This is a genomic window from Klebsiella sp. C349492 (genome assembly GCF_042055345.1).
GTDB classification, from domain to species: domain Bacteria; phylum Pseudomonadota; class Gammaproteobacteria; order Enterobacterales; family Enterobacteriaceae; genus Klebsiella; species Klebsiella scottii.
Genome location: NZ_JANQCE010000001.1, coordinates 822,401 through 835,953, shown reverse-complemented (window position 1 = coordinate 835,953; position 13,553 = coordinate 822,401). Strand labels below are relative to the sequence as shown.

The 13,553-nt window shown below is 58.4% G+C and carries 9 protein-coding genes; 3 read left to right on the top strand and 6 right to left on the bottom strand.

All coding sequences use genetic code 11. From position 1 onward, the window contains the following. The first annotated feature begins 67 nt into the window (after positions 1-67). The gene (locus NWP14_RS04015; RefSeq protein WP_375214806.1) at positions 68-3,184 is read left to right on the top strand and encodes a multidrug efflux RND transporter permease subunit; all 3,117 of its coding nucleotides are present in this window, start codon (positions 68-70) and stop codon (positions 3,182-3,184) included. 110 nt (positions 3,185-3,294) lie between these two features. On the opposite strand, the gene NWP14_RS04010 is transcribed toward NWP14_RS04015, so the two are convergent. The 4 genes from NWP14_RS04010 to NWP14_RS03995 all read right to left on the bottom strand — a co-directional run bounded on the left by NWP14_RS04010 (position 3,295) and on the right by NWP14_RS03995 (position 9,509). Next, complete coding sequence (locus NWP14_RS04010) at positions 3,295-6,384, bottom strand: efflux RND transporter permease subunit (protein WP_375215094.1); 3,090 nt, start codon at positions 6,382-6,384, stop codon at positions 3,295-3,297. A gap of 8 nt (positions 6,385-6,392) precedes the next feature. Further along, the gene (locus tag NWP14_RS04005; protein ID WP_375214805.1) at positions 6,393-7,541 is read right to left on the bottom strand and encodes an efflux RND transporter periplasmic adaptor subunit; all 1,149 of its coding nucleotides are present in this window, start codon (positions 7,539-7,541) and stop codon (positions 6,393-6,395) included. An 88-nt stretch (positions 7,542-7,629) separates the two neighbouring features. After that, positions 7,630-8,817, bottom strand: coding sequence for a cell wall metabolism sensor histidine kinase WalK (locus NWP14_RS04000; RefSeq protein ID WP_095103325.1), 1,188 nt, complete (start codon positions 8,815-8,817; stop codon positions 7,630-7,632). After that, on the bottom strand, positions 8,814-9,509 hold the full coding sequence (locus NWP14_RS03995) for a response regulator (RefSeq protein WP_095103324.1): 696 nt from the start codon (positions 9,507-9,509) through the stop codon (positions 8,814-8,816). Before NWP14_RS03995 ends, NWP14_RS04000 begins: the two co-directional genes overlap by 4 nt. A gap of 124 nt (positions 9,510-9,633) precedes the next feature. Here NWP14_RS03995 and NWP14_RS03990 point away from each other — a divergent pair, with 124 nt between their 5' ends. Beyond that, a complete protein-coding gene (locus NWP14_RS03990) occupies positions 9,634-10,422 on the top strand; it encodes a MipA/OmpV family protein (RefSeq protein ID WP_375214804.1) in 789 nt (262 codons plus the stop codon). Positions 10,423-10,564: 142 nt separating this feature from the next. On the opposite strand, the gene NWP14_RS03985 is transcribed toward NWP14_RS03990, so the two are convergent. Then, positions 10,565-12,034 carry a PLP-dependent aminotransferase family protein gene (locus NWP14_RS03985; RefSeq protein ID WP_375214803.1) on the bottom strand — a complete coding sequence of 490 codons (1,470 nt, stop codon included), beginning with the start codon at positions 12,032-12,034 and terminating at the stop codon, positions 10,565-10,567. A 146-nt stretch (positions 12,035-12,180) separates the two neighbouring features. Between NWP14_RS03985 and NWP14_RS03980 the strand changes: the two genes are divergently transcribed. Beyond that, positions 12,181-12,642 carry a GNAT family N-acetyltransferase gene (locus tag NWP14_RS03980; RefSeq protein WP_095103320.1) on the top strand — a complete coding sequence of 154 codons (462 nt, stop codon included), beginning with the start codon at positions 12,181-12,183 and terminating at the stop codon, positions 12,640-12,642. Between the two features lie 128 nt (positions 12,643-12,770). Here NWP14_RS03980 and NWP14_RS03975 read toward each other — a convergent pair whose 3' ends face one another. Beyond that, a complete protein-coding gene (locus NWP14_RS03975; protein WP_346431444.1) occupies positions 12,771-13,379 on the bottom strand; it encodes a glutathione S-transferase in 609 nt (202 codons plus the stop codon). Positions 13,380-13,553 lie beyond the last annotated feature (174 nt).

Here is a 13,553-nt window from a genome sequence, read left to right as displayed (position 1 = left end):
AGCCCCCATTTTTCCAATCTCTCTCGTTAAGCTGATTAATACACCGCTCGCATACTGGATATAACTGATGCCCTATTTTTTTATTGCCCGCCCCGTGTTTGCCTGGGTAATCGCGCTATTTATCGTATTAGGGGGGCTGCTGGCGATCCCTCAATTGCCGGTGGCGCAATATCCGGCCATCGCCCCGCCGGGTATCATTATCACCGCCAGCTACCCAGGAGCTACGCCGGAAATAATGAATACATCCGTGATTTCACTGCTCGAGCGTGAAATTTCCGGCGTTGACGATCTGCTCTATTTCGAGTCGTCCAGCGACACTTCCGGAATGGCCTCGATAACGGTGACGTTTAAGCCCGGCACGGATATCAAGCTCGCGCAGATGGATATCCAAAATCACATTAAAATTGTCGAGCCGCGCCTGCCGCAGCCGGTAAGGCAAAATGGCATCAGCGTCGAGGCCGCAAACTCAGGCTTTCTGATGATGGTTGGGCTGAAGTCCAGAACGGACGGCTATCAGGAGGCGGACCTTAGCGATTATTTTGCCCGGAACGTGACCGATGAGCTGCGTCGCGTTCCTGGCGTGGGAAAGGTACAGCTGTTTGGCGCAGAAAAGGCGATGCGCATCTGGCTAAATCCCGCCAGGATGCATGACTATCGGCTCTCCGTGGGAGACGTCATTAGCGCGATCGGCCAGCAGAACGTTCTGGTTTCACCGGGCCGCACCGGGGATGAGCCCGCCATCGTCGGCCAGCAGGTTACCTATCCGTTGATGGTCAAAGGGCAGCTTGCGACGGTGGAAGAGTTTCGCAATATAACCATTAAAGCCAACACCAGCGGAGCCCGTTTAAAGCTGGCGGATATCGCCCGCGTAGAGTCTGGCCTGCAGAGCTATGCATTTGCCATCCGCGAGAATGGCCTGCCGGCCACGGCGGCGGCGATCCAGCTATCTCCCGGCGCTAACGCCATCAGCACAGCGGCCGGTATTCACGCACGTCTTGCTGAGCTTACAACGGTACTTCCTGATGGTATGGCGTTCTCGGTTCCCTTTGATACCGCCCCTTTCGTGAAGCTGTCGATTATGAAAGTTATCCAGACTTTTATAGAGGCAATGGTGCTGGTGTTTCTCGTAATGCTGCTATTTCTGCATAAAATACGCTGCACGCTTATCCCGGCGATCGTGGCGCCCGTCGCCCTGCTCGGCACCTTTACGGTGATGCTGCTTTGCGGTTACTCCGTCAACGTTCTGACCATGTTCGGCATGGTGTTGGCGATCGGTATCATCGTCGATGATGCGATCGTGGTGGTTGAAAACGTTGAGCGTTTGATGGAAGAAAAGGGTCTGCCGCCGCGCGAGGCGACCCGTGAGGCAATGCGGGAAATCACGCCGGCGATAATTGGCATTACGCTGGTACTGACCGCGGTATTCATACCGATGGGTTTCGCAAACGGTTCGGTTGGCGTTATTTACCGCCAGTTCAGCCTGTCGATGGCCGTCTCCATACTGTTTTCGGCATTTCTGGCCCTGACGCTGACCCCCGCTCTGTGCGCATCCCTGCTGAAAGCGCACGACAAAAACGGCAAGGCCGCCGGCGGGTTTTCCGTCTGGTTTAACCGTCATTTCCATCGTTTTTCCTGCCGTTATGAGTCAGGTCTGACGTATGTGCTGAAGCGTGGCGCCAGGATGATGTTGCTGTATGTCGCGATTTGCGGGGCGCTGTTCATCGCCCTGACCAAACTGCCGTCATCGTTTCTACCTGAAGAAGACCAGGGGTATTTCATGTCTTCGATTCACCTCCCTTCAGATGCAACAATGACGCGAACGCTGCAGGTGGTGAAACAGTTTGAGGAGCAGATCGCCGCTCGCGAAGCCATCAAGAGTAATGTGATGATCCTCGGGTTTAACTTTTCGGGCTCGGGGCCGAATACGGCAATGTCCTTTACCACGTTAAAAGAGTGGCGGCTGCGCAACGGAGCCACTGCGCAGGAGGAGGCCAATATTATACAAGCCGGAATGGAGCCCGTCGCCGATGCCGTGACCATGAGCCTGTTACCTCCGTCGATCTCCGACATGGGGACATCTTCCGGCTTTACCCTCTATCTCGAAGACAGGGCCGGTAAAGGGTATCGCGCCCTGAAGCAGGCTGCCGATAGTCTGGTTTCCCGCGCGAAGCGCAGCCCGCTCCTCTCCGATGTAACGATAGACGGATTGCCTGAAGGGGTAAGCCTCTCGCTGAACGTCGACAGAGAAAAGGCCGAAGCGATGGCCGTCTCGTTCGATGAAATTAACCAGACGCTTTCCGCCTCTTCCGGCTCAAATTACGTCAATGACTACAGTGACGACGGCCGGGTTCAACAGGCGATCGTGCAGGCCGATGCCCCATATCGCATGCAGCCCGATGACCTGATGAACATCTCGGTCAAAAACAGAGTCGGCGAGATGGTGCCGCTCTCCGCTTTTATGACCGCCTCCTGGACTCAGGCTCCGCAGCAGCTGAACCGTTATCAGGGCTATCCGGCCATCCGAATCACCGGGAGCGCGGCGCCAGGATATTCAAGCGGCTCGGCCATGACTGAAATGGAGCAGCTGGCCGGCGGGTTGCCGCACGGTTTCAACGCCGAGTGGGCCGGTAGCTCGCTGCAGGAAAAGGCGTCCGCTTCCCAGCTTGCCGGGCTCATTGCGCTTTCCGTGCTGGTGGTATTTATGGTGCTGGCGGCGCTTTATGAAAGCTGGTCCATTCCCCTTGCGGTGATGCTGGTGGTGCCGTTGGGTCTGCTGGGGGCCGTCTTAGCGGTCATAGTCGCAGACATGACGAATGATGTCTTTTTCAGAGTGGGCTTAATCACCATCATTGGCCTTTCAGCCAAGAACGCGATCCTGATTATCGAATTTGCTCGCCAGCTGCGCACTCAGGGCATGGAGACGATGGCCGCCACGTTACTGGCGGCAAGGCAGCGGCTTCGCCCTATTCTGATGACCTCGCTGGCCTTTACGTTAGGGGTTGTCCCATTAATGCTGGCCAGCGGAGCCAGTGACAAAACGCAGCATGCCATTGGCACGGGGGTTTTCGGCGGTATGATCGGCGGCACCCTGCTGGCGGTCTTCTTTGTGCCCCTCTTTTTTATTACCGTCACGCGGGTTGTTGCGAAAACAGGCGATAAAAAGACGCGCGCCAAAATGCAGTAAGTTTACGTCTTTTACGGCCGCCAGCCGGCTGCGCATCGCGCCAGACTAAGCTTCAAATAACGGGATCGCTTATCGATCCCGTTAATGACATCTCTTTCTGAACCCGCTATTTAGCTCCTGTCTGAGTGAATCTTCTGTCGAACGCCGCCCGCAGGAACGAACCTGGCGCTCGCCTGAAGCAAAAGGCTAAAGGATGCGGGCAGTACCGTAAGCGTCACCAGCGTGGCCACAACAAGCCCACCGATAATGGCGTACGCCATCGGTCCCCAGAAAACCTGGTGCGCGATGGGAAGCATTCCGAGAATGGCTGCGCAGGCCGTCAGGAATATGGGCCTGGCACGGTGCTCCGCGGCGGCAATGATAGCGGCCTCCTGCGCCATACCGAGCGCTAGATTACTGTCCACTTCACTAATCAGGATCACGGCATTGCGGATAATCATACCTGCCAGCGCTATCACCCCCAGCAAAGCGACAAATCCCAGCGGAGTCCCCCCGGGAAGCATCGCCATCACCACGCCCGGCAGGCCAAAAGGCGCCATAAGCAGGGCGAGGAACATACGCGAGTAGCGCCGAAGCTGGAGCATCAGCAATAGCAACATGATGACGATCGCGATCGGTAACGTCGCGTAAACGGAGCCGTTCCCCTTGTCGGACTCCTCTACCGCGCCGCCCTCCTCGATGCTGTAGCCGATGGCTAGCGAGGCGCGCAGTTTTTCAATCGCCGGACTCAGCCCGGAAGATAACTCAGCTGCCCGCAGCCCTGGCGCAAGATCGGTCTGAACGGTAATAAACGGTTGCCGCTGACGACGCCACACCACCGGATCATCGACGCCCCAAACGGGCGTCGCCACGGCGCTGAGGGGGATTTTTCGCCCACTATTTCCGGTCAGCATCAGTGAGGATAAGGTGGCGATATTCAGCCGGTCCTGGTCTTTAGCGCGCAGAACCACATCCACCAGCCGATCGCCGTCCCGTACAGACGTTATGATGCTGCCGGACCAGATGGTATTAAGCGTCTGCGCCAGGCTCTCGGATGAGATCCCCGCCGCTCGCGCGGCGGTCTGATTGACCTTTAGCGTCATCACCCTCTCAGGCTCCCCCGCCGTCTGATTAACCTCCCGGGACAGCGGCGAGCGCCCTATCACCTCGGCCAGACGGTTCGCATACTCGCGTACGCGCTCATAATCCGGCCCGCTGACCCTGTATTTTACCGGCCAGCCTACCGGTGGCCCCAGCTCCAGCGGCGATACGCGCGAAGTCAGGTCGCTAAATTGAGCCGCCAGCAGCGTATTTAACTGCTGTCGCAGGCGATCTCGCGCCGCAAGATCCTTGGCCACCACAACGATCTGCGCCGTGTTTTCGTTTTCGCGTAGAACGTCCATCGGCAGATAAAATCGTACGGCGCCCGAGCCCACGTAGGCAGAGTAGCGTTCGACGTTTTCATTCCCGGCAAGGACTTTCTCCAGCCGCTGGGTCTGTCTTTCCGTTTCTGGCTGCGCCGCGTTGGCCGGAAGCGTTAAACTTACCAGCAGCTCAGGCCGGTCGGAGGACGGGAAAAATTCGCCCGGCATATATCTTGTGCCAAAAACCGCTAAGCCTAAGGCGGCCACCGCAATACCGAGGGTGAACAGCCGGTGACGAAGCGCCAGATGCAAGAGCCGGCTATAAAGCCGTCCGATTTTTCCTCGGCCCGCAGCGCGTCGGTTCATCGCCTCAGATAACAGCCAGGTTCCGGTCAGAGGTGAAAACAGGATCGCCACCACCCACGAGCAGAGTAGCGCAATAAATACGACGGCAAACAATGAGTAACAGTATTCCCCGGCGCTGGAGGCGGCAAAGCCCACGGGAATAAAACCGGCAATCATCACCAGCGTTCCGGTCAGCATTGGGAATGCCGTGGTTCTGAAAGCGTAGCTGGCCGCCCGGCGGCGGGTTTCACCGGCTTCAAGCCTGGAGACCATCGTTTCAACGGCGATCATGGCGTCATCGACCAACAGGCCCAGCGCAATAATCAACGCGCCGAGTGAAATGCGCTGCAGACCAATGCCGGCCAGCAGCATTCCGGCGAAGGTCATCGCCAGCACCAGTGGGATTGCCGCCGCCACAACCAGTCCCGCCCGTAGCCCTAGCGATACAAAAGAGACCGCGAGGACAATAAGTATCGCCTCGATCAGCACCCGGACAAATCCGCTGACCGCCTCCCTGACTACCGCGGGCTGATCTGCAACCTTCACCACCTCAATACCTTGCGGCAGCTCGGTTTTCAGGACGTCGATTTTGCCATTCAGCGCGGCGCCAAACCGCGCCATATTTCCCGTCGACGCCATTGATATCGCCAGTCCGATAGCCGGCCGGCCGTTGACGCGAAACGTCGGTGCCGGTGGCTCTGAGACCTTGCGCTCAACCGTTGCGATATCCGTTAGCGGAACGTATCGGTCATTAATGTGTAAGGTGGTTGCGCGTAAGCTCTCCAGCGACGATAGCGCCCCGCTTACCCTTATCGCCATATTTTCCTGCCGGGTGCGCATGATCCCCGCGGGCACAACCGCGTTCTGCGCTTTGAGGGCATCCGCGACCTGCTGAATATCGAGCCCCATGCCTGCCAGCTGCGGTGGTGAAAAGGCGATAACGATCTGCTCCTGCGGCTCGCCAAGCAGCGTAATTTTGCCGACATCAGGTAGTGACATCAGATTGAGACGTATCTTCTCCACGCGGTCGCGAACCTCGCGAAGCGTATATCCCTCAGGAATAAATCCGTAAATCGTCCCAAAGGTGTCATCAAACTCATCATTCACGACCGGCCCCCGCGCACCTTCAGGTAGCGATGGCGCAATATCCTGCATTTTCTTGCGAATTTGATACCAGATATCCGCCACCTTATGCGGCGGGGTGTCGTCACGTAAATTCACATAGATAACCGACCGGCCAGCCTGCGTTTCGCTTTCGATATAATCCAGCCAGGGCGTTTCCTGCAGCTTTTTCTCCAGCACATCGGTCACCAGATTCGTCGTGTCTTTCACCGATGCGCCGGGCCATTGTGCGGAGACGACGGCCGTTTTAATGGTGAAATCAGGATCTTCATTTTGCGGCAACCGCTCATAACAAAACGCGCCGGCGGCGATAATCAGCAGCATAAAAAAACTCACCATCTGCTGATGTTCGAGGGCCCACGCTGAAAGGTTGAATTTATCTCCCGGCATCCTCTCGTTCACGGCTGTCTCTCCCCGGCGGTCACGTTTTCTCCGCTGCGGAGTTTGCTCACGCCGGCGGTGATGACCCTGTCGCCAGGGTGCAGGCCGGAGGCGATAATAATTGATGACGCGGTGTAGCCCGCCGGCACGACTTGCCGCAGCTGCGCCTGCATCCGCGAGTCAATAACAAATACCGCCGGACGATCTCCCGAGCGGCTCAAGGCTGAAGCCGGTATGACGTAACCCGATGCACGTGGAACCGGCAGCGCGACCGTAACGCTCGCGCCCAGCGCCATCGCGGCTGGCGGCTGCGGAAGAGACAGCCTGACACGCCAGGTCCGCGTCAGGGGATCGGCCTGAGGGCTGATATCGCGCAATATTCCCGTAGTGCTGACCGCGGGATCATCGAGTAAATAGACCCTGAAGGCCGCACCTTTTTGCGCCAGAAGCTGCGCCGGTTCGGTCGTAGCAAACACCGCGTCGCGGGCGTCACCGGCCGCTAGCGTAAGGACCGTCTGCCCCGCGTTGACCACCTCTCCCGCCGATGCGCTTACGCCGGTGATGACGCCATCGGCGGGTGCGACCAGCCGGGTCCAGCTAAGATTTTCCTCGGCGTCACGCCGTGCCGCGACGCTGCTTTTCAGCCTGGCGTTTGCCACCAGCCAGTCTGCACGGACGCTGTCTAACTGAGCCCGCGCGATGGCGCCGGTTGGCATCAGCTTCTGCATCCGGCTCAGGTTCAGCCCCGCCGCCTGCGCAGATGCTTTTGCGCTCTCAACATCAGCCTGCGCGGCGGCCAGCCGGTTCTTTACGCTGACATCATCAAGGGTGGCCAGCCTCTGCCCCGCTTTAACCCGATCGCCTATATCAACCCTGCGGCTCAGTATCCGGCCGTCCAGGCGGAAGCTTAGGGCGGTCTCATCATGGGCATGGATTTCGCCGGTTCGCTGCAGATCGGCAAACGACGTCGGGGAGGCGATAACAAGGTAGCGAACCGGGCGCGCCGGCTTCGGCGTATCGACGGTTTTTTCACCGCAGCCGGTAAGCAGGCTAATGGCGAATACCATTATGACCAGCGGGATGAAGGACAATAAGGGGATATTGCGCGCTGCGCCGGACAGATGGTGCAGGCACTGACGGAGGGATAAAATAAACTCGTTTGACATGACGCCACTCCAGATAGGGAATGGCGTCATTAAATAGTGCATTAATCGAGATTCACTCGACGTTGTGTCAAGAGTTTATCAAGACGTTTTAATTTTGCGCAGCGCAGGGCTGGTACGGCAGGAGGATCTGAATCAGCAGGCCGCCGCCAGGCGGAAGCGCGGCGCTGATGCCGCCACCGTGCGCGACGCATATCGCGCGGGCGATCGATAATCCCAGACCGCTTCCTCCGGAATGCCTTGCTCGCGACGCCTCCTCGCGAGTAAAACGCTCAAACATCTCCGGTAAAAACTGAACCGCCACGCCGGGCCCATCATCAAGAAACTCCAGCACATAATTTCCGTCACGGTTTTGCAGGGTGATATCAAGATGTCCGCCCTCTCGTCCGTATCGCAGCGCGTTTTCCATCAACACGGTGAAAACCTGCCCCAGCCGAAAGGCATCCCCGCGAAACGGGCACGGCTGATGGCCGTGAACGCGTACCGTCATACCGTGCACGTCTGACTGCGGTATCATCCATGCAGCCCTTTCCTGCAGCAGCTCAAGCAGACAAAACTGCTGGTCATCCAGGACCAGATTTCCGGCATCGGCGAGGGATAGAAGATGGAGTTCGTCCGTCAGGCGGTTCAGATGCTGAAGCTGTTTCATCACCATCGTCAGCTGCTGCGGGCTGGCCTCGAAAACGCCATCCAGCATCCCCTGTAAGCGGCCGATAGCGGCGGTTAACGGAGAGCGTAGCTCATGCGCCATCGCCACATGGGATGCGCGGATCTCCTTATCATATCGAGCCAGCTGGCGGGTCATGGTGTTGAAGTCAGCGGCGAAACGGATCATTTCGGCGGGAGCGTCCTTGATCAGTTCCGCCTGACGCCCGAACTGCCCCTGGGTCACGTCCTGCGCCGCATCGCGCAGATGGCCGAACTGCATGGATAAAGGCCGGGCGTATTTGAGTCCCATCAGAACAATAAAAGGGATCATCACCAGCACCAGAAGCGCGACGGTGGCCCAGTCGGCCGAAGCGATGGAGGGCGTTGAATAGCTCAGCCCCCACCAGGTATCCACAATGTCATGAAAGCGCCCCGGATTGATCTGCGGAGCCTGGCTGAGCGTAACAAACTCCTGGCGCACGGCGGAGGGCATCTTATGGAGTATCCAGTAGTTTTGCACCGCATAACGCAGCCACATACATGCCGCAATGACCACGACACTACCGATGGCCAGCGCGAGGATACGTCCGCAAATCCAGCGCCAGAGGGATGAGTATCGCTTATTTATCATGGCTGTCTGAACCTGTAACCAATGCCGCGCACGTTGACCAGCACTCCGGATACCCCGGCCACCTCCAGCTTCCGGCGCAGATTATAAACGTGCGTATCAACGACTCTCTCAAGCGCTTCGCTCTCCGGCAGGCAATTCTCCAGCAGATGTTGTCGGGAAAAAGGCCGCGTGGGATGCCGCATCAGAGTCGTCAGCAGCGAAAATTCCGTCGGGGTAAAATCGAGATATCGGGGCGACGCGCCCTGCCCGGTGATGGTCGCCGTGATGGCGGTTACGTCGACCTCGAGCGCCTGCCAGCGCAATACTTCCTCACGCATTTCCGTTTTATTGCTGCGCCGCAGTACCGCCTGCACGCGAGCCACCACTTCGCCCGGATGATACGGCTTCACCACGTAATCATCAGCGCCGTAGCGCAGCGCGCCGATGCGATCTGGCGTATCGCCCATAGCAGTCACCATGATCACCGGGACATCGCTCAGGCGGCGCAGTCTTGCCAAAACCTCGGTACCGTTGAGTCCCGGCAGCATCACATCAAGCAGGATCAGATCCGGTTTCCAGCGCTGCGCGATTTCCAGCCCCGCCAGACCGTCCCCGGCAACGATAACTTCGTAATTTTCGCGGCGCAAATAGGCCTCAAGCACGCCCGCTGCGTCGGCATCATCTTCAACCACCAGCACTCTTCTGGATAACATCAGCTCACCTTGACCGTTTCTTAACAATATCCCGACCGTTCATTGATACGACCGAATCATACTCCGGGCGCAAATCACGGCACAACGCGAACCGGGCGGTGCCCGCCATTAATGAGGAGACAGTATGATATCGACGGAATCTACGCTGTATGTGGCAATTTCGCTATTGGGGGCGATATCAACGCATGCCATCGCTGACGATGCAGCAGCCCAGCCAGACTCGCTAACCGTCGGGCTGGGCGGTCAGTTTAGCCCCCGATACAGCGGCTCGGACAAACAGGTGTGGCACCCGGTGCCGGTACTCCAGGGGCGCAAGGGGGCCTTCTTTGTTGATAGCCAAAAAGGGATCGGCTACGACCTGCAAAACGAGGACGGCCTGTATCTGGAGCATACGCTTAGCTACGATCCAGGGCGCGCGGAAAAAAACTCCGGCTGGCGGGACGGTGCCAACAATCTGAAAGGCATGGGGAACATTGATGCGACTCTCAATACCGCATTTGCCGTCGGCTGGGCGGCCACATCATGGCTGGTGTTAGAGACGAAAGCAGCGCTCCCGCTCACCGGGAGCCAGGGGGTAAAATATCAAACGTCGGTTATGCTCATTCCCCTCCAGAACTCACAGGATGTCGTTGCTTTTCAGTCTGCCGCCCTGTTTGGCGATAATCGATATATGAATACCTTTTATGGCGTCAGTCAGCAGCAGAGCCGGCGCTCCGGGTACCCGCGTTTTTCGGCGCCCGGCGGATTTTATGGCATTGACAGCAGCCTGACGTGGAGCCATCAATTTGATGAACATTGGGGAACGGCGCTTAGCGCAGGGTATAGCTGGCTTGGCGACCATGCTGCCGCTAGCCCGATAGTCCTACGCCGCAATGAAGGTTCTGCGACTATGGCCGTCAGCTGGACATTTTAACTATCTTGCCCGCGGAGTGAACAATAACCGCCAGCTCTTCGACCCGGCAGCATAATAAGCGCGGATATCTCTTCCGGCTTATTATCGCGCGGAATAGCGCGGCTCCAGCCAGGGCGGTTTGAGCACACCAGAACGGCAAGCCTTAAAGCGCCTGCGCCAGACGGCGAATTCCCTCCTCGAGGGTCTCGGGCGAATGGTTGGCAAACCCCAGCAAAACCCCCTCCCGCTGCATCGGCCGCTGGCAGTAGCGCGCAAACGTCTGCACCCCCATTCCTAGCTGGCGGGCTTTATCCACCACGTACTTCGCCGTCAGGCCGCCGTGCAGCCAGCACACCAGATGCACGCCAGAATCCGTCGGATGAACGGTCATTTTCTCCGGCAAATAGCGTTCAACGGCGGCGGCCAGCGCCAGCTTACGTTCATAGCAGGCTTTACGCACCCGGCGAACGTGGCTGGCGTAGTGGCCCTCCTCGATAAAACGGGCCAGGACCGCCTGTTCAAGATAGCCGCTGCACAGATCGGAGAAATATTTAGTCGTGGCAAACTGTTCACGTAAATGGCCCGGAACGACCAGGAAACCGAGGCGAAACTCCGGGTACATCATCTTCGAGAACGTTCCGGCATAGATGACCCGGTTATGCTTATCCAGCCCCTGCAGGGCCTGCAATGAACGCGCGGCGTAGCGAAATTCGCTATTGTAATCGTCTTCGAAGATCCACGCCTGCCGGGACTCGGCCCACTCCAGCAGGGCGAGCCTGCGCGCGAGGCTAAGGGTTCCGCACAGCGGAAACTGGTGCGAGGGAGCGGTATAGGCCAGCCGGGCATGAGGATAATGCGTTATTCCGTCGTCAACATCCATTCCCTGACTATCGACTCTCACCGGCCTGATCGTTGCCCCTACCGAGGCGAAAGCGCCGCGCGCGCCGTTATAGCCGGGATCGTCGAGCCACACCTCATCCCCGCGTGAAAGCAGCGAACGCGCGGTGATATCCAGCGCCTGCTGGATACCGTTGACGATAATCACGCGATCTTCGCTACAGTTAACCCCTCGCGTCGACTGAATATACTGGCATATCACCCGCCGCAGAGGTTGATAACCATTGGGGCTGGCATGGAGGCCGATCTCGCGGCGCGACTGCCGCCAGACCCGCCCCAGCAGGCGGCCCCATAAATCATAGGGGAAGAGGTCGGTGCAGCCGACCCCCACGGCAAAAAGGCGGTTTGCTGCGCCCCCAGCCTGACTTTCTGACCACAGAGGCCGCAGCGCGGTGATGTCCGGATTAAGCGCCCCGACCGACGGCGGATCGTCATCCCGCCCGGCGCCCGCGCTGTCCGTATGGATGAGCCAGTCGGGGATATGCGTGACGACAAACGTCCCCGCCCCCTCCCGCGTGACCAGATAGCCCTCATCGCTCAGCCGCTCAAACCCGGCAATGACCGAGTTGCGCGCGATCCCCATCACTTCGGCCAACGCGCGGCTGGAGGGGATTTTTGCGCCCGCCGGCAGGCGGCCGTCGAGGATGGCGCGGCGGATAGCATGATAGACCTGATCCTTGATGGTCCCGCTATGCAACAACAGCTCCTGAAACAGAGGAGAAACGGCTTTTTTCACAGGTGCCCGCGACCTTTGCAGTAAAAGTGGTTCCTGTAAATATACAAAAAGTGTGTCTTACCTGGAACCAAAATTCCACCTAACATCAGCGACGTAGAGACAATCAGGTCATGAAACAATAAGGAAAAGAGATGCATAGAGCAGAAATGAGCCGCGATTCAGACAATATCACTGTCGCCATCGTCGCCGAAGATGATTACCCGCAGTGGCTCCCGTTATGGAAAAACTATCAGACGTTCTATCGCGTCGATATCCCGGAAAGTACGACCCGACTGACGTGGAACCGTTTCTTCAATCCCATCGAGCCGGTGTACTGCGCCGTCGCCAAAGAGAACGGAACCGTTGTCGGACTGGTGCACTACCTGTTTCACCGCTCGACCTGGGCCGACACGGATTACTGCTATCTGGAAGACCTGTTTGTCAGCGCCGACGTGCGCGGCCAACAGATCGGCAAACGGCTGATCGAGTACGTTCAGCGGCAGGCGCGAAAGCGGCACTGCGCCCACCTTTACTGGCACACTCATGAAACGAACCTGCGCGGGCAGCGGCTTTACGACTGGATCGCCAACAAAAGCGGGATGATCGAATACCGTATGCCAATCCGCTAGCGCCGGGCGGAATTAGCGGCGGTGGCTTCAGCTCGGCCGGAAACCCCATCATTAAAGCCCGGCGGCACGCCGGGCAGAGAGTGAGCGCAGCACCTTCGCCGCGAACCACAAACGATTGTCCGCCTCTGCTACCGGGCGGGATATTTCGCAAACTGCGGCAACCCCTCAAGCTCCCGGGAAATCGCCTGCAGGCGGGGATAGCCGCTGGCATTGACCACCTCTGGAATCATCATCTGAATGAACCCCCACACCACGGCGCTGGTAATGGCGACCTGGTCCAGCTTTGCCGCGTTGACCTGACGATGCCGCCATCCGGCCTCCCATGCGGCGCAATCCGCCAGCAGCTGCCGGGTGATGCGGTCTATCCACGGCTGGTGCCTTTTTTCCTCCGGCCGCAGCCGATGCTCGTAGACGTGCTGCACCGCTTTCTCACTCGCCGCCAGGGCCAGCCCGAGCAGGCGGCTATCCTCCGCCAGCGCCGCAATATCCGCGGGCAGCAGCCTGGAAGCGTCATCCGCCTGCGCTTCGAGATAGTGCAATATCAGCGTGGAATCCATTAACACCGTGCCATCGTCCAGCAGCAGCGTCGGGGCCTTAACCGCCGGATTCAGCTCGGCAAAGGCCGCATAGTCGCTAAACACGGAGAGCGGCTGGTGTTCAAAAGCCAGACCGTAAGCCGCCAGCGATATCGCCACGCGCCGTACATAGGGTGAATCCAACATGCCAATTAGCTTCATTACGACTCCTCATTAATTTGTGGGTGCATACGTTGCGCGGCAGCGGACGCGCGTGCCCGGAGAGTTTCCCTCAAACGCCAGCCGGAACTAAGATAAACATGGAATACCGCTCCGTTCAGGGTAAAGTAAGCGACTCTCAGTGTGATAGCGGCAGTCTCAAATGCCGGGCTTCAC

Coding starts and splice junctions, on each gene's coding strand:
- NWP14_RS04015 (WP_375214806.1), top strand. CDS start 68: ATGCCCTATTTTTTTATTGCCCGCCCCGTGTTTGCCTGGGTAATCGCG.
- NWP14_RS04010 (WP_375215094.1), bottom strand. CDS start 6,384: ATGCCGGGAGATAAATTCAACCTTTCAGCGTGGGCCCTCGAACATCAG.
- NWP14_RS04005 (WP_375214805.1), bottom strand. CDS start 7,541: ATGTCAAACGAGTTTATTTTATCCCTCCGTCAGTGCCTGCACCATCTG.
- NWP14_RS04000 (WP_095103325.1), bottom strand. CDS start 8,817: ATGATAAATAAGCGATACTCATCCCTCTGGCGCTGGATTTGCGGACGT.
- NWP14_RS03995 (WP_095103324.1), bottom strand. CDS start 9,509: ATGTTATCCAGAAGAGTGCTGGTGGTTGAAGATGATGCCGACGCAGCG.
- NWP14_RS03990 (WP_375214804.1), top strand. CDS start 9,634: ATGATATCGACGGAATCTACGCTGTATGTGGCAATTTCGCTATTGGGG.
- NWP14_RS03980 (WP_095103320.1), top strand. CDS start 12,181: ATGAGCCGCGATTCAGACAATATCACTGTCGCCATCGTCGCCGAAGAT.
- NWP14_RS03975 (WP_346431444.1), bottom strand. CDS start 13,379: ATGAAGCTAATTGGCATGTTGGATTCACCCTATGTACGGCGCGTGGCG.